The organism is Pseudolactococcus chungangensis CAU 28 = DSM 22330 (assembly GCF_002441885.1).
GTDB lineage: Bacteria > Bacillota > Bacilli > Lactobacillales > Streptococcaceae > Pseudolactococcus > Pseudolactococcus chungangensis.
The window spans coordinates 1-20,268 of sequence record NZ_JXJT01000009.1 but is presented as its reverse complement, the minus strand read 5'-3'; the positions used below and the strand labels follow the sequence as shown (position 1 = coordinate 20,268).

Below are 20,268 nucleotides of genomic sequence, written 5' to 3'. Positions count from 1 at the left end.
TGTCACATCGTTTTCAAAGTCTCCCTCAGCGGCTAAGTGGAACACCTGGGTTGTGCCCCCTAATTCGACTGCATGATTACGTACTTCATCACGATGATGATAGGTCTCTTCTGCCGCCTTGACAGTTGCGGCGCTGCCTAATCCTGCGATAAGCAAGACTAATGCCAGTACATTTTTAGCGGCTTTACGATGTTTGATAGCGATAATAAGCACTGCTGCTAATACGCCCAGACCAAGCACCATCAAAACTGGTGTCATTTTTTCACCAGTTGACGGCAATGATGTGCTAGTTTTTGTTGCCGTGTTGGTAGCACCTGTCGTTGGCAATGGTGTTGTCGTGACCGTGCCATCAGTTTTTCGACTAACTTGATACGTTTTCGCGTCACCCGCTTTTAGCGTACCCACGTTAACCGTGACTTTTTTCAGGTCTTTATCGTGGAAAATCGTTGGTAAATCAGCCTCAAAGGTCACATTGGTGCCCGTTTTACCGCTGATATTCTTAATCGTCAAGTCGGCGATTTCGGCACCTGACTTGCTGTCTTTGTTTTCGACGACGGTCAGTTCAAAATGATCTGAACCTCCTGTGTCTGCGGCATGTGCGATGCTTGGAAAACTCAGGATAAAAATCATCCCGAGTGCCAACATCAGCGCACTGAGTTTTTTAAGTGTTCTGGTCATCATCATTCTCCCTATAATCTAATCAAATAGATCTAATGAATTACTAATTAACGAAACAAAAACTGAACCCTGTTAAGCGCAGACTAAAAGTCTCCCCCTAACAGGGTTCAGTTATGATGTGTCGTTGAAAAAATAGCATGATAAAACTAAGTCATAGCGCTCTGCTCTGCTCTGCTCTTAAGCATAGGCTTGTCCTCCTTTTCTGTCAAGTTTTTATTGTGTAAATATCAATCAATGTTTGACTATTTTTATCACTTTACTATTTCAAATTCCTTACTATTCTATATTAATTATAACATAATATAATTAATATTAAATATATTATGACAAAAAAACAAACCCACAATATTTCATGCAAGTTTGTCTCATTTAATAGTTTCAGCCGTTAATGTAAAGTTTAAAGAATACCCCAGATTTCACGCGCATAGAGCTCGATTGTATCATCACTTGTGAAACGACCTGAGTTGGCGATATTTTTCATTGCCTTAGATTGCCATGTATTCTTATCCTTGTAAAGCTCTGAAATATAGGCTTGCTTAGCCACATAATCTTCAAAGTCTTCAAGTAAAAAATATTCATCATTATAAGAAATTAAAGCATCCCAAATCTCATGACCTTCATAGTGGGTATTTGGAATCGTGCCATCGATGAACGCATCAACGACGCGTTTCAATCTCGGATTTGTCTCATAGATATAACGTGAATTATAGTCATGACGCGTATAGTGCGCATAAACTGCATCCTTATCCATTCCGAAGATAACAATATTATCCTCACCGACGGCATCTTTGATTTCGATGTTGGCACCATCAAGTGTCGCTAAAGTAAGCGCACCATTCATCATGAACTTCATGTTAGAAGTACCACTCGCTTCTTTTCCGGCAGTTGAAATTTGCTCAGAAACATCTGCCGCAGGGATAATAAGTTCAGCTAGGCTGACATTATAATTTTCTAAGAAAACAACTTTCAACTGATCTCTGAGACGCGCATCATTGTTAATCAAATTTGCCAATTCGTTGATGATTTTAATCACCGATTTCGCAAAGTGATAGCCAGGCGCTGCCTTTGCACCGAAGAAAAAGACACGTGGTGTAATCTCTAATGCTGCATTATCTTTCAAATCTTGATAGAGTTTGATGATATGCATGACGTTGAGCAATTGACGCTTGTAGGCATGAAGACGCTTAACTTGCACATCGAAAATCGCATGAATTGGTAAATCAATGCCTTGTGTTTTCTTGACATAGTCAGCTAAGCGCTGTTTATTTGCCTGCTTGACTTGATAAAAATCAAGCTGAACAGTGGCATCCTCTAGGAAGTCCTCTAATTTTAATAACTCATGAATATTTGAACGCCAGCCATCACCGATTTGCTTATCTAATAAGGCAGACATACTTGGGTTAGCAATTTGACTCCAACGACGTTGTGCAATACCATTAGTTTTATTATTAAATTTCTCTGGATAGAGAAGATAAAAATCTTTAAGAACATCTTCAATCAATAGCTCTGTATGGAGTTTTGCTACACCATTGACCGAATGCCCACCGATAATCGACAAATTCGCCATATGAATCTGATTATTTTGAATAATCCGTGTATGGTCAATTACCGCAGTATCCACTTTCCCAGCCCAAGTCTTGACAAACTGACGATCAATTTCACCGACAATCTGGTGAATCCGTGGCACAATCTCTTTAAACAGACCCGCATCCCATTTTTCAAGTGCCTCTGATAAAATCGTATGATTAGTATAGCTCATGACTTGCGTCGTTGTCGCCCAAGCATCATCCCAATCTAACTCATATTCATCAACTAAGATCCGCATCAGTTCAGGTACCGCCATTGCAGGGTGTGTGTCATTAATATGCACGGCAATTTTTTCATGAATTTTCGCCATCGGAAGACCCATCTTAGCGTAAGACGCGACAATCGTCTGCAAACCTGCTGATACCATGAAATATTCCTGAATCAAGCGTAGAGATTGTCCCTCACGCGTCGCATCATCTGGATAAAGAACACTTGTAATATCTTCGATGCGACGACGGTCAGCCAATGTTGGATAATCTAACTCATACTTCTCTGGAATTTCCACATCCCACAAACGTAGATTATTGACCACATCATTTTTAAAACCAATTTGCATCATGTCGTAAGGGACGGCACGAAGGGTCTTAACATTTTCGTAGACAGGTTTTAAATCACCACTCTCTTGAGGAACAAGATAAACATTACCATAGATTTTGACATCCACTGCCGAGTGAGGCTTCTTAGTTTCCCACACGTTACCATCGGAAGACAGCCAAGCATCTGGTAGTTCAACTTGGTAACCATTCACGATTTTTTGTTTAAATAAGCCATACTTATACCGAATGCCATTACCAAATCCAGGCGCACCGATTGTTGGTAGGCTATCCATAAAACAAGACGCTAAACGTCCTAGACCGCCATTTCCCAAAGCCATATCACGCTCCGCATCGACCAAATCCATCAAATCGACACCGATTTCACGCAAAGCTTCTTGAACCAGATCATAAATGCCGAGATTCAAAAGATTGGTCTGTAACATCTTACCTGGTAAAAACTCAATTGAGAAGTAGTAGGCAGTTTTTTTCTGTTCTTTGACAATTTCATCACGACCACGGAGCCAATCCGGCATGACATAACATTTGACTAATTTTGCTAATGCAATAAAGCGCTCATCGGCTGTCGCCTCATCGTTTTGAATCATGAAATCTTCATGAAGTTGCATTTTAAAATCTTGGATAATTTTTTCTTTGGTTAATTGCATCACGATAGCCACCTCATCTTATTTAGTATGTTTAAAATATCTACTCACATTTATTTCATTTTAACACACGTTTAGGGTAAGGTTCTCTCTAAGTTTTCTAATTCCTAGTATTTTAGAGCGACCTTAATTCAGTAATGATTGATAGAGTTCAAGATAGGCAAGGCTTGCCGTATCCCAAGAAAAATCAGCTGTCATGGCATTTTTCTGTAAGCTGGTCCAAGTAGTCGGATGGTTAAAGTAGACATCTAAGGCATAGAAGAGTGTTTTTACCAATTGGTAGCCTGAAAACTCATGGAAACTAAAGCCTGTCCCGCTGCCATCAAATTCATTGTAAGGTAGAACAGTATCTTTCAATCCACCTGTTTCATGCACCAAAGGCAATGTCCCATAGCGCATACTCATCATTTGTGATAAACCACATGGCTCAAAGGCTGATGGCATTAAGAAAAGATCGCTACCGGCATAAATCATCTGTGCCAATTCTAAGTTAAAAGTGATATTAGCCGAGAATTTATCTGGATAGGCTTGACCAAAGTAAGCAAAATCATGTTCAAATTTCGGTTCACCTGTGCCTAATAAGACGACTTGCACATCGCGTTGTAAGATATGACGCATCTCATCAACTACAAGATTAAAACCTTTTTGATAGGTCAATCGGCTGACAACGCCGATCACTGGCACATCAGCTCTGACTGGTAAGCCTAGACGTTCTTGAAGGATTTGTTTATTAGTATGTTTACCAGATAAATCTGCTACATTAAACGGTGCTGCAAGATTAGGATCTGTCATCGGATCATAAAGTGCTGTATCAATCCCATTAATCAAGCCGGTTAGCTTGCCTGATTCCATGCGTAAAATAACCTCTAAACCTTTACCAAACTCAGCCGTCTTAATCTCCTCAGCATAGGTTGGCGAAACAGTTGTCACACGGTCGGCATAGAGAATACCCGTTTTTAACCAGTTGAAACAATCCGCCAAACGGACAGTCCCATCATCATAGCGCTCTGTTCCCATACCAAATAAATCAGGTAGCATATTCGAGTCGAAATACCCTTGAAATTCAATATTATGAATGGTTAAGACAGTTTTAATCTGAGAGAATGCTTGAATCCACTTATACTTTTCCTTAATCAGGAATGGTAGTAAGGCAGTATGGTAATCATTAACATGCAAAATATCTGGCACATAGTCCAAGCGCTCAATAACTTCTGCAACAGCAAGCTGGAAGAAGGCGAACCGCTCGCCATCATCATCATAGCCATAAACTTCGTCACGGCCACCAAAATAATCCGCATTATCAACAAAATAGAAAATAGTCCCCTCAAATTCTATTTTTTTAATGCCAACATACTGATGACGCCAACCAACGTTGATAAATGTCCAAAAAACATCCTCAGCTTGTACCCCGTATTTCTCAGCAATCTTTTTATAATAAGGCAAGATAACTCGCGTTTCAGTCGTTGCATCTTGCTTTAATGATTTAGGCAAGGCACCAATCACATCACCCAAGCCCCCCGTTTTGATAAACGGTGCCGCCTCTGCTGCCACTAATAATATCTTCATAAGACTCTATCCTCTGTTACACGACCAAATTTTTCAATAATGATTGGTTTTTCTTTTGTACCGATGACTTGAACACCTGGTGCAATCTCAACTTCTTTATCCAAAATGGCGTATGCCACACGAGCACCCTCACCAATTTTGACATTAGGGAAGATGATAGCATCCTTGATTGATGCGTATTTGTCAAGATGACAACGGCGAGAAATGATAGAATTTTCAACACGTCCCTCAATGACTGAACCAGAGGCAAATTGTGAGTTGAAAATTTCAGACGAATTGGCAAAATAAGTCGCCTCTTCATTTTTTACTTTCGTGTAAACTTTTTGCGTTGCATGTAGCAATGACGTGAATTTCTGAGGATCTAGCATATCCATATTCGCATCATAATATGATTTCACATCATGAATATTTTTCATGTAACCCGCATATTCATAACCAAGTGCACCAAGTTCCACCAGTTTATTCAACAAGAGGAAACGTATTTTACGTGGTGCTGCTTCGTACTGCTCAACTTCCATCAGACTAATCAAGAAGTCGGTATTGATGATATAAATTCCTGTTGACATGGCAATTAAATCATCTTCACCATAGCGGCTTGCATCATAGTCTTTCACATCTGATACTGTATCTGTTTCATCCAAATCAAGGACGCTGTTAACAGAACTCATCTGTTCTTTCGGCATCTTTTTATAGACGACACTCATTGTCCGTTGGTTGACTTCGTGCACATGAATCAACTGCTCTAAGTTGATATTGCAGAGCACATCAGCTGTCGAAAATATGGTGTAGACACTGTGTGAACGACGCAAGAAAGTCAAGAGTTGCGGATAATAGGTCGGATCCGTAACAGTTTCCCCAGTATCATCGTTATTATAAAAACCAACGAAGAAATGGTTCAAAAGTGAGTTCAGCCCCCATTCACGACCTGTTCTAATGTGGTCTAAGACAGATGGGACATTTTTTTGTGAGAAAACCCCACAAATATTGGTAACTCCGGCATTTACCAAGTTAGAAAGTTGAAAATCAATCAAACGATATTTACCATCAAATGGTAGTGTGGCAAGTGGTCGTGAATTGACTAATTGATTTAGTTCATGTGTCCCCAGTGCATTTCCTAAAATAGCACAATATTTACCGATCTTCATCTTCTACCCCCACTTTTTCTTTATACCCTACAACTGCGATTTCTTTTTTCGTGCCAATGATTTTGACATTAGCACCAATTCGGCTACCCTCACCAATAATGGCATTTTTGACGACTGCACCTGGCTCAATGATACAATTTGTCATGATAAATGAATCTTCTACTTCGGCGTTTTCATGAATATGAACATCCGTTGAAATAATCGAATGTTTCACTGAACCTGAAACAATAGCACCATCGACAACGAGAGAGTCTCGGACTTTTGCTGTTTCACTGATGAAGTTAGGCGGTGCAATCACATTATGAGAATAAATTTTCCAACTACGGTCACGACTATCTAATTCATTTTCTGGTGAAATATACGCCATGTTGGCTTCGTGTAACGATTCAATTGTTCCAACATCTTTCCAATAGCCTGAAAATTCGTAAGCGTAGACACGCTCCCCGGCTTCTAAATAGGTCGGAATGACATTTTTACCGAAATCGGACATGTCAATCTGATTTTTTTCACCACTTTGTAGAATTTGACGCAGTTCTTTCCAGTTGAAAATGTAAATCCCCATAGAGGCTTTTGTTGATTTAGGAACCTCTGGTTTTTCTTCAAATTCAACGATGCGATTAGAGGTATCTGTGTTCATGATACCAAAACGACTCGCTTCTTCTAATGGTACATCCATTACAGCAACGGTCAAATTAGCCCGACTATTCTTATGCGCTTGTAACATATCATCATAGTCCATTTTGTAGATATGGTCACCTGACAAAATCAAGACATACTCAGGATCCATTTTGTCAATGTAGCCAATGTTTTGGTAAATCGCATGACTGGTTCCCTCAAACCATTTGTTTCCTTCCGTTGCCGAGTACGGCTGTAAAATCGTCACACCGCTGTCAATCCCATCAAGGCCCCAAGCTGAGCCATTTCCAACATGAGCGTTGAGTTCAAGCGGTTCATACTGCGTAATCACCCCGACGTTTTTAATACCTGAATTGGCACAGTTCGAAAGCGCAAAGTCAATAATCCGATAGCGGCCACCAAATTGTACTGCTGGTTTAGCAACAGTTGAAGTTAGAGCACCTAGGCGTGTGCCTTGTCCCCCTGCTAAAATTAGCGCAAGCATTTCTTCTCTCATACTTTCTCCTTTTTCCATCTACAATTTATATCAAGGCAGTCTCATGACGTCTGCTGATAAATCATCATGTCCTGCTAGATAGGCTTAATTTTCAGAGTTGCTTTTTTCAAGTATATCCAATACATGTTGCCAACTGCCGTTTTTCAAAGACCGTTTGTAAAAAGCATACACGCTACCATATGGCGGATACTTTTCAGGCAGTTTAGCCCAGACCGTGCCAGTCTGCTGAATATACAGAGCAGCGTTGACTAGGTCACGCTTCTCATATTTGGAGCGGCTCCCCATTGGGAAATACTCAGCCAGTGATTGCCACTCTACCTGAGTGAGTTGCTTCACGTCCTCTGACGCGACATCTTGACAACTTGACTTGATTGCATGCTGAGTTGACTCAATTGACTTTTTTGCCTTAGTTTTAGCTGCACCATCATCTTTCAATCGTGCCCAAATCACTGCACCAAACGCTGGCAAGGTAAAACTCAACGTATGTTGATAATCTTTCCACTGACCTTTTTGCGTTGCTGTATCAGCATTATGTGCTAACCACGAACCACCAAATTCAGCCATTTCTGAATTTAACACCTCAGTGTAGGTTCCCGCAAACGGAACCCCAATGGTAAAGTTTGAACGTTCAATCGGTGCCATATTAAAAACACAAATCAACTGATTGCCTGACGCATCTTTCCGGATGAAACTGAGGACACTCTGCGCAGTATTATCGGCGTCAATCACTTCAAACCCTGCGTAATCATGGTCTAGTTCAAATAACTGAGGCGATGCCTGATAAAAATGCGCAAGTGCTGTCGTGAAGGCTTGCATCTGGTTATTCATCTCGTCAGAGGCTGCCCATTCAAGTTGCCAATCATATTTCCATTCTAAAAACTGTCCAAACTCTTGTCCCATAAAAAGGAGTTTTTTACCTGGGTGGCAAATTTGGTAGGCCAGGAGATTTCTCAAGCCTGAAAACTGTTGACAACGATCACCCCACATCTTGTGCATAAGCGATTTTTTACCGTGAACGACTTCATCGTGTGAAAATGGTAGGATGAAATGTTCATCCATCATATACATGAAGCTAAAAGTCAGGAGGTTAAAATGTTGCCCGCGATAAAGCGGATCCATCTGATAAAATCGCAGGACATCGTTCATCCAGCCCATATTCCATTTGAAATCAAAACCTAAACCACCCATCTCCAGCATACCGGTAATCTTGATTTGACTACTGGCTTCTTCTGCTGCCATGATTATATCTGGATGAGCGAGCTTAATCACACTCGTTAGTTTTTTGAAAAATTCTACACCATCGTAGTTGGTATTAGAGCCATCTGGATTAGGCGTCCAAGGACCTTGATCGTAGTCAAGATAGAGCATGTTAGACACCGCATCAATTCTAACGCCATCAATATGATAGAAATCAATCCAAAATTTAAGTGATGAGATGAGGAAAGACTGAACTTGTGGTTTAGACAAGTCAAAATTTAGCGCTTGCCAACCAACATTACGGGCGCGATTACCATCTTGATACTCATAAGTAGGTGTCCCATCAAAATAAGCAAGCGCATCATCATTTTGTGAGAAATGTCCTGGCACCCAGTCCACAATAACGCCTATCCCTGCCAAATGTGCTGCCTCGACAAAATCTTGAAATTCTTCTGGTGTGCCATAGGTATGCTCTAAAGCAAAGTAGCCAGTTAACTGGTAGCCCCAGCTCATGCCCAAGGGATGTGTCATAAGTGGCATAAACTCAATATGCGTGTAACCGAGTGATTTAACGTAAGGAATTAAAGTTGTCGTCAAATCTGAAAAGGTATAAAGGCCACCATCTTCATGACGTTGCCAAGAACTCGCATGGACTTCATAGATATTCAGTGGGGCACTGAATATATTGCGCTTGCGACGCGCAGTCAGCCAATCACTATCTTGCCAATCTTTGGGACTGACATCATAGATTTGTGCCGCTGTATCTGGTCGCTCGCCAAAACGAATCGCATAAGGGTCCATTTTTTCAATCACTTGTCCTGATGCGCGTGTCACGAGATACTTATAATAAGTACCCAGACTAGCCTGTGTATCGGGTAAAGTCACTTCCCAAACGCCTTTATCGTTACATGACATCGGCACAGGATACTCTCGCCAATTGGTCATGTCACCAATCAATTGCACCTGCTGCGCATGCGGTGCCCAGACTCTAAAAACACGGCCGCTTTCTATTTGATGACACCCTAAATAGTGTTGCACATGGAAGTTTTCTCCCGTTGTGAACGTCCTTAACGCCTCATCTGCTAATATTTGCCCCATAAATACCCCCCCTATCGTAATTTAATCCTTGCTTTATATATTTCATATTATCATATTACTATTATAATAGCAAAGAATATCATAAAAAATCAAAAAATACTATCTTTTCAGATAGTATTATATTTTGTTATTTAAATTTATAGATGCTTTCAAACGCACCCAAAAAGAACGTTGAAATATCAACTTTTTTACTTAAAAAAGTTATATCATTTAAATCAACCATTATCCCTTGGTTTGATATATTAAGGATAAAGATTGCTGTGTCATTTGCGTCTTGTCTAATAAGTCCGAAAATTCTATCAGAATAGAATAACGATAGATCTCCAGTTATCAAAACTGGAGCAGACTGTCTAATTTTAATCCATTTTTGGTAAATTTGATGTGTTGATTCATTGATATTTTCCCAAGGAAAGAAAGCACGATTTTCCGGATCTTTATGACCAGTTAATCCAGCCTCATCCCCATAATAAATGGTTGGCACACCTGGCAAAAACATCAGTAAACCAACTGCTAAATCAAGTTTAGACAGACTGTCACCCAAACACGTTAAAATACGCTCGGTATCATGGGTACCGATATTATTAAAATTATTTAAAAATACATCAGTTGGATAGTTTTCTGACAACTGCATGAGTTTTCTTGCAGCCGTTTCAGGTGCCATCTCACCTGTCACAAGACCTATAATGACATTCCGAAAAGGGTAGTTCATCACTGCATGTAAAGCGTCACCATAAATATATTTACGATGCTGATCATACGCAACCTTGCGTGATGCATCTTCCCAGACTTCACCGATTAAAACTTGCTCTGGATAATTTTCAAGTGTATCCCGAATTCCTTTGATAAACTCATCGGGCAAATCATCTGCAACATCTAGGCGCCAGCCGTCAATCCCCAGACCATGCCATTTACTGAGTACGCTATCGCTTTCACCATAGATATAACGCTGAAAACTCTCTTTCGATTTATCGATGGTTGGTAAATCTTTAATCCCCCACCAAGATTTATAATCATCTGGATATTGATTAAATATAAACCAATCAAAGTAGGGAGATTGTGTCGTTTGATAAGCGCCTTGACCACCAGACTTACCATCAAAATCAAAGTATTTTGAATTTCTACCGACATGCGAAAAAACGCCATCTAAAATTAACCGCATGTCATGTTGGTGTAGGGTGTCAACTAACAGTTTAAAATCAGCCTCAGTGCCTAAAACAGGGTCAATTTTCATGTAATCACTCGTATCATAGCGATGAGAACTTCTAGCTTCAAAAATGGGATTGAAGTAAAGCGCCGTGACACCCAGTGATTTGAGATAGGGAATTTTATCAATGATACCCACTATATTGCCACCATAATAGGTCCAATGCGTGATATCGCCATTAGCTTCTCGAATATAGTAGGGAGGGTCTGTTTCTTTACCATAGAAAAAGATGTTATCTTTAGAATTTTCTAAATGTCCTTTTCTAGCAAATGAATCCGGGAAAATTTGATAAAAAATCGCTTGCCTATACCAGTCTGGCGCCTTTTCGTGTTTCAAAAATATGGTTTGCGTATAAGGAATAACTGAAATTTCATTGACATAGGTCGTACCTGGACCACCACCAATTTCGGTAGCCCCATAAAAATAGCGGTACTCATGGTTATCGTCAAACTCTGTAATTTGAAAATAGTAGTTATAATAGCCAATTTCTGTCAAACTGGATAAAGTCATGCGAAAAACACCGTCAGAAATAGCCGTCATTTTTTCATAAGATTTAAAACCATTCTCAAATTGTAAAACGATGTTAACCGTAACCTGATGGTTGGTTTGAATCATCAAGTCAAATTCAATCGTCGTACCAACAAGAACAGCACCAAATGGTCTTTTATGTTCTTGTAACCACGAATTGTATGTGATTTCAGCCATACCTATTCCCCGTCATGGCTGGCAATGATGTGTAGATCACCATCAAATTGCCAATCCGAAATATCACTTGTCAAGATGAAGTGATCCCCTTTTTTAACTGGGTAACTTACCCCTGCAACATGTAAACTGCCTTGTCCCTCCAAAACTGAACACAGGGTGTAAGGTGCCGTTTTAGCAAAGGACACTGGACCCGAAATCTCCCATTTTTCAACTGTGAAAAAGTCGTTAGAGACATAGGATGTTTTAACAAGATTTGGTAGCTCTGTCACGACAGGTCTCGTATTGGCAGGCGAACCGACATTCAGCACATCAATTGATTTATCAATATGCAGTTCACGCAAATTCCCCTGATCATCTTTCCTATCAAAATCATAGACACGATAAGTCGTATCAGATGATTGCTGTGTTTCTAAAATCAAAATTCCCTTACCGATAGCATGCATCGTACCACTCGGTACATAGAAGAAATCACCAGCCTTAACTTTGACTTTTGTCAATAAGTGCTGCCAGTCTCCTGCCTCAATCATAGCACGTAATTCCGTCTTATCTTTAGCATGGTGACCATAGATAATTTCAGCGTCAGGCTCAGCCGCAATAATGTACCAACACTCTGTTTTCCCTAACTCACCCTCATGAGCTAGCCCATAAGCATCATCTGGATGAACTTGAACACTGAGCCAATCATTCGCATCCAAAATTTTAGTTAAGAGTGGAAACACTTCTTTTTGGGAATTACCAAATAAATCACGATGATTTTTATAAAGCACATCTAAGGTTTGACCAGAAAATTCACCATTTTTTATCGTTGATAGACCGTTAGGATGGGCAGAAATCGCCCAGTACTCACCGATTTTATCTGATGGTAAATCATAGCCAAAGGCTTTGAGATGGTCGCCACCCCAAATTTTTTCCTGAAAAACTGATTGAAGAAATAAAGGTTCTGTCATATGTCACTTCTTTCTATACTTATTATTATTTTTATGAAAACGCTCTACTTCTATTTTACCAGATATACTTGAGAAATAGGGAATTGATGCAAATTATTCTGACGTATACTCGACACACTATGGACTTGCTTTCTCTAAAAACATATGATAAGATATTCATATGAAAAATATTTCAAATGAAGTCCTTACAGAAATTGTCCATATCCACAAGATTTTAGCCAGTCCTACTCGCGTTAAAATCTTACTACTCTTATCGGAGGGTCAACAAAACGTCTCTCAAATTTCTGAGGCTATTGGTTTAGAACAATCTGCCGTCTCCCATCAGCTCAAGATACTCAAAGCCCATCAGCTCGTTACTCAAGCCAGAAATGGCAAAGCCATCAATTATCAAGTTGGCGATAGCCACATCCTACAACTTCTCAAACTCTCCATCGCCCATGCGCAAGAATTAGAAAGTGACCACATTCATGACCCACAAACATCATCATACGACACCTAACGCGTCATCTGGCAAACGCATCACGATTGTTTTTGTTTTAAACATTGTTTTTGCGATTCTCGAATTTATTTTTGGCGCCATGTTTGGCTCTGTCGCCATCCTCTCCGATGCCGTCCATGACTCAGGAGATGCGATTGCGGTCGGGTTCGCCTGGTTTTTCGAGAAAGTCTCACGTAAGAAATCAAATCATTCCTATACCCTAGGCTATCGACGTTTTTCCTTGCTCGGTGCCTTGATTACTAGTGTCATTCTACTTATCGGCTCTACACTTGTTATCTTAGAGGCGATCCCTCGGTTGCTACATCCGACACCTGTTCAAACGACAGGCATGTTTTGGCTTGCCATTGTCGCCGTTATTGCAAATGGTTACGGGGCTTATTTGATGACAAGAGGGCAATCTCGCAACGAAAGCATCCTTAACCTCCACATGTTAGAGGATGTCCTCGGCTGGATTGCGGTGCTGATTTTGTCTATTGTCATGCATTTCAAACCTTGGTATTGGCTAGACCCACTTCTATCCCTATCCATTTCAATCTTTATCCTGACCAAGGCAATCCCTAAATTTATCGGTACGCTGCGAATTTTAATGGAGGCTGCACCTGAAACGGTGAACTATGCAGCCTTGGTAGCTGAATTGGAAAGCGCACTTGAGATTGATAAAACAACTGAACTTTGTATTTGGTCAATTGATGGTGAGAAGCACGCGGCGATGTTACATATGACCATCACTATAACAGACCAGGCCCTCGCCAAATCAGCAGCCCGAACAATTTTAGAAAAACATGATGTTGCCTACTCTGCTATTGAAGTAGACGAAAACATACAAGAACATCAAACACACAAAGAAAACTAGCTTGAAAATATCAAAAAAGCCGAACAGTTCAAAGACTGTTCGGCTTTTTTTATCTGTCATATTGGCTATTTACTCACCGATTTTATTTAAAATCGCATTGATAAACTTAGCATCTTTTTCATCGTTAAAGGCTTTGGCAAGTTCAATTGCTTCATTGATAGCCACAATACGTGGGGTTTCAGCAAACAAAATCTCAAAAGCACCTAATCTTAAAATCACACGATTAATCGGTGACAGACGTTTAATCGACCAATTTTTCGCTAAATAAGTCGTCATCTTTTCGTCAAGTGCTGATTTCTTAGCACGAACGCCATAAACTAAAGCCATCATAAATTCTAAATTAGGTTTATGAACATCATCAAATCGGTCTGTCAAAATATAGGCAGCAGCTGGAATAACAACAGTTGGCTCTGGACTAACGTCAGCAATGTCTGCTCCCAAGGCTTGCTTGGTCACACCACCTTCACGATTAGGTGTAAAAGAGTAAACAGTGCCTGGGCCTTTACGCTTAGGCTTAACAGCGACTGGGTTTTCATCAACCAATTCTTGACTTGACAGTCTATCGTCATTCGTCAAAGCAAAAACCATCGCATCTTCCACAGTTTCGTCTGGTGTCATTTCAAGTTGGTATAGGGCTTGCACAGCACGAATGCGAATTTCATGCTGGCTTAATGGCTTAGTCGACATCCAAAAAATCCTCATCAAAAAGTTCTTTGAAATCTGGTTTTGGTGTTTTCTCAGGTACAACACCCGCTACGTGAATATTGACTTCATCAATGACGATATCGCTCATATCGAGAACATTGTCTTTGACAACACGTTGCATTTCCATGGCAACATTTGGCACAGAAACACCATAAGTCAAGTAAACATAAATATCTACAACAACTTTGTCGTCTTCTTGGTGGACATATACACCACGACCATCTGCTTTTTTGCCAATGCGGTCTGCAAAACTTTTATTGCGTAGGCCATAGACACCCTCAATTTTTGCTACCGCAACTGCGACAATTGTCTCAACAACTTGTGGTGCAATGACAATTTCACCGAGCGCTTCGGCATTTGTAATTTTATTTGTATCTGTCATAATTTCCCCCGTTTCTTAAGGACATAGGTGGTGCGGTGACGAATGGTTTCGGAGAGACTATCATCACCAGTGAACGTCATCACGACTGTGATTAAGCACGTTTCAAGTAAGCACCTGTCTCGGTATTAATTTCAAGTTTTTGCCCCACTTCGATAAAGTCAGGAACATTAACAACGAGACCTGTCTCCATCGTCGCTGGTTTACCAGAACCAGTTACAGTTGCGCCTTTAATAGACGGTTGTGTTTCAGTTACTGTCAAAACAACTGTTGTTGGTACTTGAACACCAATCACCTCTGAGCCGAAGAATTGGATTTTCACTTCTTCATTTTCAAGGATAAATTTCAATTCATCTGCAACATTTGCCACTGGAATTTCATATTGATCATAAGTTTCATTATCCATGAAATAAGCTGTGTCATCCATTTGATAGAGATATTGCGCATTATGTGTTTCGATAATCGCTTGATCAAATTTTTCTTCTGGACGATAAGACGTATCAAAAGTCGAACCAGTCCGGACATCACGAAGTTTCATACGCATAATCGTATTCCCTTTACCAGGTTTGTGGTGACTTGCTTCTAAGACACGCAAAAGTTTGCCGTCAGTTTCAAAAGTCATGCCCGCCTTGAGTTCGTTTGCTGCTACCATTTTTTATGTTCTCACTTTCATTTTTTGCATATTGATAGGATACCTTTAAAATCATCGTCAACATTTTTAATGGGTACCCTACAGGTTCTCTCCATTTTAACATATTTAGAACTATTTCGCTAGATTTATAACCATTTCGTCGGATTTAAAGGACAATCAGCTCTTTGGGTGCTAGGGTCAGTACTTCGACACCTTGGCTTGTGATATGTAAATCATCCTCGATTCTGACACCACCGATATTTTCGAGATAAATACCAGGTTCATTTGTGATAACCATATGCTCTGCCAAGCATTCTTGAGATGTCTTTGAAAAATAAGGTATTTCATGAACATCAAGCCCTAGTCCGTGACCGATACCATGCGAAAAGGCTTCACCGTAGCCTGCAGTCTCAATCATATCACGCGCTGCACGGTCATAATCAGCGTAAGTCAACCCTGGCGCACTAATATTGGTTACAGCTTGTTGCGCTTGTTGCACGACATGATAAATTTCTTGCATTTTCGGACTCACCTCACCGACAAAGAAAGTCCGCGTCATATCACTAGCATAATGATCGTAATAGCAACCAAAATCAACTGTTACAGTATCTCCAAATTCAATCGGCTTATGCGTTGCACGACCATGTGGCAAGGCACTGCGCTTACCTGATGCAACAATCGTATCAAAACTAATCCCAGATGCGCCAAGATCGCGCATTTTGAAATCTAGGAAGTTTGCAATCTCAATTTCTGTCTTTCCAGGCTCTACAAATTTCAGCAAATCATTAAATGCTTGGTCTGAAATCGCACAAGCTTTTTTAATCGTTGCAATTTCACTGGGGCTCTTAATTTGTCTTTGTGTTTCTATGAAACTGGTCGTCGCGTGGAGTGTCAATCCAGCAAGCTGATGTTGCATAGTTTGAAACTCAGCATAAGTCACGCCATCCTCAAAGCCAACTTGTGAAACGTCTTCTTTTTTTAACAGTTTAGCAATCTCAACAAAAGCTTCTCGTGTTTCAACAATCTCAAAATCTACAGCGGCTTCACGCGCCGCAATACTATAACGTGAATCTGTCAGTAAATATTGCGCCTTTTGCGTCACTAAAATCGTGCCCGCAGTTCCCCAGAAAGCACTCAAATAATAAATATTTTTCAAATTTGTGATGATAATCGCATCCAAATTTTCTGACTGCATCCGCACTCTAACACTTGATAGTTTAGTCATTTTTTTCTCCTTTATTTGATGATGTTTTAACCGTCTGATTATCTTGGAGTAATAGTGCTAACATGACGAAGGCGATGTTGGCACTATGCGAGTAAGCTGTATATCTTGATTCCCAAGATGTCACATATTTTTTCTTGTAGTTACGTAAGCCTTCAAAATTGTAAAGTGAATCTCCAAATTGATAAATCAAATTGGCAATTCTTTCTGATACGAAAGCACTTCGAGTTGTCCCAACATTCGCAAGTGGTGTCATCCCTAAATCAAATTTAGCAATACCCTCAGCTTGAAAATACTCAAATAGTTTAATGAATAAGAAATCCATAACCCCCCTTGGTGCATCTGCGGTATGCCGCATCAAATCAATGGTAACGAAATCTTTAGTATAAGTCGGCATGATATTGGCAAAGGCAACAATCTCATCCTCTGAGCGTACAACTGCAATTGGTGCTTTTGAAAGATAAGCCTCATCAAAATAGCCTAGAGAGAAACCTTTTTCGCGTCTACCATCCAACCACTCATCAGAAATTTCTTTCAATCGTATCAAGAGTTCTGGTGTCAAATCGTCTTGCGCAATCATTTCCAATTCAAAGCCAGCTTTTTCAACTTGATTGACGGCTTGTCGTTTACTTTTATTTTTCGAACCTGTCAAGGTAAAATCAGTCAAATTAACATGACCTTCTTCACCTTGCTTGATAAAGTGATAGCCTAATTCATGAAGCATCAAGGTTGTCTTTTTATCAATTTCATAAAAGACAGGTCGATAACCTAGACGGTCAGAATCTTGGATAAAGGCTGTCAAAGCTTCTAACAAACAAGTATGGTCTCCTGACGGTGTTCCCATGACTAAAATCTTGTCCTGACGAATTGCAAATTGAATGACTAGACGGTTGTCATAGACCCACATCCGCTTATCACCCATAAATAGAAGTTGGCTTTGTGTGTTACCCCCATAGGTTGTCAAAATATCGAGTGCAACTGTTTCATCCAATTCAGTTCCAATTTTTTGGAACCTGCCTTGCAAATAATGCATGTAAAGTAACCACACTGCTGCTACAATAAAGATAGCCATCAAGCCACTTGCCCACATTTTTTCCGATGGAAAAAGGAGAAATTCATTGACTTTGTGATGAAGATGATAGGCTGGACGTGACATGGTACCGACGACGATATAAAGTATCATAAGCACGATAACGAAGAAACTATCAAAAATAATCGTTTCATAGCTTAACACCAGTTGTTCTCGGTATAATTCACTTTTGATAAAAATGGTCAGTAATAATAATACTGTCAATAAGACAATAGAATACCAAGAGAAGTCATCTAAGAAAATATAAACAACAGTTAATAATTCAATCACAAGTGTCGGAATATAGGCGCGAGAGACACGGTTTTTAACAGCACGACTCGTAATAATAAGTAGAAAGCCGAGAATAATTTTTGGCGATTCAGCGATTAAGTTCGCATTCCAAGGCGATATTTGGCGCAACCATCGCAGCTCTAGGAAGGCTTCAGGTACTGTCGCTGTTAAAACAAGAAAGCCACCGGTTACTGCTGTCATAAACGTCACGACTTTGTGCAGAATCTCGCGGCTCATGTTAATCGGAATCCCGCTAAAGCGGGCATCAAATTGGCGTCCTGTCGTCATGACCCAAGAAATAAGCCCAAGTGCAAGTGGCAAGAGATAGTAAGCTAGACGGTAGAGCAAGAGCCAGACGAGGACGATTTCGCGTGGTACACCGAGATGTAGAAGCCCTAACATCATCATGATGTCAAAAGACCCGAGACTACCTGGAACCATGGATAGGATGCCGATGACTGAACTAGCCGTGATGAGAACAATTAAACTAGCGACTGAAATTTTGACATCTAGGACATGCCCGATGACGATGATGGTGAGCATGACACCACTCCACTCAAGGAAACTAGTCAGTAGCAACTCTGCTTGAAAGCGTTTCTTGAGCCCACCTAGATTTTTTCGGGTAAAAAGCAGCACGAGAACGAAATAGACGGCAGCGCCTATGAGCCAGATGGTGTATTGGCTGAGAAATTGGTCAACTTGTCCCAACTGCACTAAAATAAAGCCGATAAGACCATAAATTGAGAGGCCTGACAGCGCAAAGAAAAACACTTTTGAGATGTTGGCAAGTAGCTTTTCCTTGGCATTTTTACCGTAATAATGACTTCTCAGTCCAACGGATACAGCGCCACCAAAACCCGCGATATTATTTAGCGTGTTAATTAGCCAAGACATTCTGATAAGCTTAGGCAGTGGATAATCTGTCCCAATCAATTGATTGAGGACACGGTCATAATTGAGCATCGGCACAACGCTGATGATGCCAGTGAGAATGATCAGCACGATATCAAATAAATTGAGTTGATCAAAAATCAGGCTAATTTTATCGGGTTGGACTTGTTTGAGTAGGCCAGTGATTTGGGTCAGTGCGATGAAAGCAACTGCTATCACAAAAATGAGTTTAAAATACTTTTGATTTTTCTTAAAAAACTGAATCATTCTGGTCTCTTTCTACTTTTGAAATTAAGAGGTGAGGGATGAGAGATTAGGATGAGGCTTGCAAAAATTTTGTGATAACTGCATTAAATGTTTTAGGACGAGATTGAGATACCTTATGAAAAGCATCTGGAATCTCTATGAATTGACCGTGACAAGCTGCCGCAATTTTTCTAGAAGATGATAGCTTAATCAAATCATATTGACCTGCAATCACAAGAACTGGCATTTCAAACTTGTTAAGATCAGCCGTTGTGACACCGACATCTTTAATCAGCAATTCTGAGACTGGTGTATTAAAGAAAATATTTTGCAAAATAGATGTCAGTCTAGAGAAAAAATGCATATCTGACAGAGATAAATTTCCTGAATTTAAGATTAATTTATTAACGCGCTCAGGATGATCTTTGGCGAAAACCATGGCAAGATTAGCACCATCAGAAAAGCCTAAAATATCAGCTTTCTGTATTTTAAGCTGATTCATAACTTCTAAGACATCTTGCGCCATCATTTCAAAATTCAATTGCTGTGAACTGCTTGATTTGCCATGATTTCTAGAATCAATTGCAATCGTGTCAAAAGGCAAGTCCATCTGCGGCTTGAAATAACTGGCGCTCTGGCCATTACCATGCAGTAAAATCAGCGGTGTTCCTGTTCCTTTTCGAACATAATGTATCTTCTCGCCATCATGGGTTTTGATGTAGCCTGATGTTAAGGTATCGGCTTTAACTCGTATTGCCATCAGACTTACTCCTACAATTAATAATATGATTAAACGTTTCATACTTATATTTTACACTTTTTACTGGAAATGTTACAGATAGACTGTGGTATAGTTCTCATCATAAACACATTTTAAATGCAATGGATATGCTTAAAATGATCTCTCACCTTTTTAAACAACAGCAAAAATATAAACAATTTTTCATTAAGTATACAAAAAAGCCCATGGTGATAGGCTTTTCTAGTATTTATTAAGGCGGTAGACGGATTATACATCCTTATAT

The 20,268-nt window shown here is 40.0% G+C and carries 16 protein-coding genes; 2 read left to right on the top strand and 14 right to left on the bottom strand.

The genetic code is table 11. From position 1 onward, the window contains the following. The 8 genes from RR45_RS11035 to manA form a co-directional block, all read right to left on the bottom strand. The coding region (locus RR45_RS11035; RefSeq protein WP_179295326.1) for an LPXTG cell wall anchor domain-containing protein at window positions 1–678 on the bottom strand (678 nt) is incomplete at its 3' end. A 397-nt stretch (window positions 679–1,075) separates the two neighbouring features. After that, on the bottom strand, window positions 1,076–3,466 hold the full coding sequence (locus RR45_RS05320) for a glycogen/starch/alpha-glucan phosphorylase (protein ID WP_031366629.1): 2,391 nt from the start codon (window positions 3,464–3,466) through the stop codon (window positions 1,076–1,078). A 123-nt stretch (window positions 3,467–3,589) separates the two neighbouring features. Further along, complete coding sequence (glgA, locus tag RR45_RS05315; protein WP_031366628.1) at window positions 3,590–5,029, bottom strand: glycogen synthase GlgA; 1,440 nt, start codon at window positions 5,027–5,029, stop codon at window positions 3,590–3,592. Next, the gene (gene glgD, locus RR45_RS05310) at window positions 5,026–6,174 is read right to left on the bottom strand and encodes a glucose-1-phosphate adenylyltransferase subunit GlgD (RefSeq protein ID WP_031366627.1); all 1,149 of its coding nucleotides are present in this window, start codon (window positions 6,172–6,174) and stop codon (window positions 5,026–5,028) included. The genes glgA and glgD overlap by 4 nt, the downstream gene beginning before the upstream one ends. Next, window positions 6,161–7,306, bottom strand: coding sequence for a glucose-1-phosphate adenylyltransferase (locus RR45_RS05305; RefSeq protein WP_031366626.1), 1,146 nt, complete (start codon window positions 7,304–7,306; stop codon window positions 6,161–6,163). Before RR45_RS05305 ends, glgD begins: the two co-directional genes overlap by 14 nt. An 84-nt stretch (window positions 7,307–7,390) precedes the next feature. Further along, a complete protein-coding gene (gene glgB / locus RR45_RS05300) occupies window positions 7,391–9,601 on the bottom strand; it encodes a 1,4-alpha-glucan branching protein GlgB (protein WP_072353464.1) in 2,211 nt (736 codons plus the stop codon). A 127-nt stretch (window positions 9,602–9,728) separates the two neighbouring features. Then, on the bottom strand, window positions 9,729–11,510 hold the full coding sequence (locus RR45_RS05295) for a glycoside hydrolase family 13 protein (protein WP_072353463.1): 1,782 nt from the start codon (window positions 11,508–11,510) through the stop codon (window positions 9,729–9,731). Between the two features lie 2 nt (window positions 11,511–11,512). Continuing rightward, the gene (gene manA, locus RR45_RS05290) at window positions 11,513–12,457 is read right to left on the bottom strand and encodes a mannose-6-phosphate isomerase, class I (RefSeq protein ID WP_031366623.1); all 945 of its coding nucleotides are present in this window, start codon (window positions 12,455–12,457) and stop codon (window positions 11,513–11,515) included. A gap of 160 nt (window positions 12,458–12,617) precedes the next feature. On the opposite strand from manA, the gene RR45_RS05285 reads away from it, so the two are divergent. Next, complete coding sequence (locus tag RR45_RS05285) at window positions 12,618–12,956, top strand: ArsR/SmtB family transcription factor (RefSeq protein ID WP_072353462.1); 339 nt, start codon at window positions 12,618–12,620, stop codon at window positions 12,954–12,956. Beyond that, window positions 12,925–13,809: a cation diffusion facilitator family transporter gene (locus tag RR45_RS05280; RefSeq protein ID WP_072353461.1), complete on the top strand. Its 885-nt coding sequence runs from the start codon at window positions 12,925–12,927 to the stop codon at window positions 13,807–13,809. Before RR45_RS05285 ends, RR45_RS05280 begins: the two co-directional genes overlap by 32 nt. 69 nt (window positions 13,810–13,878) lie before the next feature. On the opposite strand, the gene nusB is transcribed toward RR45_RS05280, so the two are convergent. The 6 genes from nusB to RR45_RS05250 form a co-directional block, all read right to left on the bottom strand. Further along, on the bottom strand, window positions 13,879–14,496 hold the full coding sequence (gene nusB, locus RR45_RS05275; protein ID WP_167362562.1) for a transcription antitermination factor NusB: 618 nt from the start codon (window positions 14,494–14,496) through the stop codon (window positions 13,879–13,881). After that, window positions 14,486–14,896 (bottom strand): Asp23/Gls24 family envelope stress response protein, encoded by a 411-nt coding sequence (locus RR45_RS05270; protein WP_031366619.1) that lies wholly within the window; start codon window positions 14,894–14,896, stop codon window positions 14,486–14,488. The genes nusB and RR45_RS05270 overlap by 11 nt, the downstream gene beginning before the upstream one ends. A gap of 91 nt (window positions 14,897–14,987) precedes the next feature. Further along, window positions 14,988–15,545: an elongation factor P gene (gene efp, locus RR45_RS05265; RefSeq protein ID WP_031366618.1), complete on the bottom strand. Its 558-nt coding sequence runs from the start codon at window positions 15,543–15,545 to the stop codon at window positions 14,988–14,990. Between the two features lie 145 nt (window positions 15,546–15,690). Then, window positions 15,691–16,749, bottom strand: coding sequence for a M24 family metallopeptidase (locus tag RR45_RS05260; protein ID WP_031366617.1), 1,059 nt, complete (start codon window positions 16,747–16,749; stop codon window positions 15,691–15,693). Further along, window positions 16,742–19,264 carry a bifunctional lysylphosphatidylglycerol flippase/synthetase MprF gene (gene mprF / locus RR45_RS05255; protein WP_031366616.1) on the bottom strand — a complete coding sequence of 841 codons (2,523 nt, stop codon included), beginning with the start codon at window positions 19,262–19,264 and terminating at the stop codon, window positions 16,742–16,744. The genes RR45_RS05260 and mprF overlap by 8 nt, the downstream gene beginning before the upstream one ends. A 46-nt stretch (window positions 19,265–19,310) precedes the next feature. After that, window positions 19,311–20,003, bottom strand: a complete 693-nt coding sequence (locus RR45_RS05250) for an alpha/beta fold hydrolase (protein ID WP_072353460.1) — start codon at window positions 20,001–20,003, stop codon at window positions 19,311–19,313. Window positions 20,004–20,268: the final 265 nt, after the last annotated feature.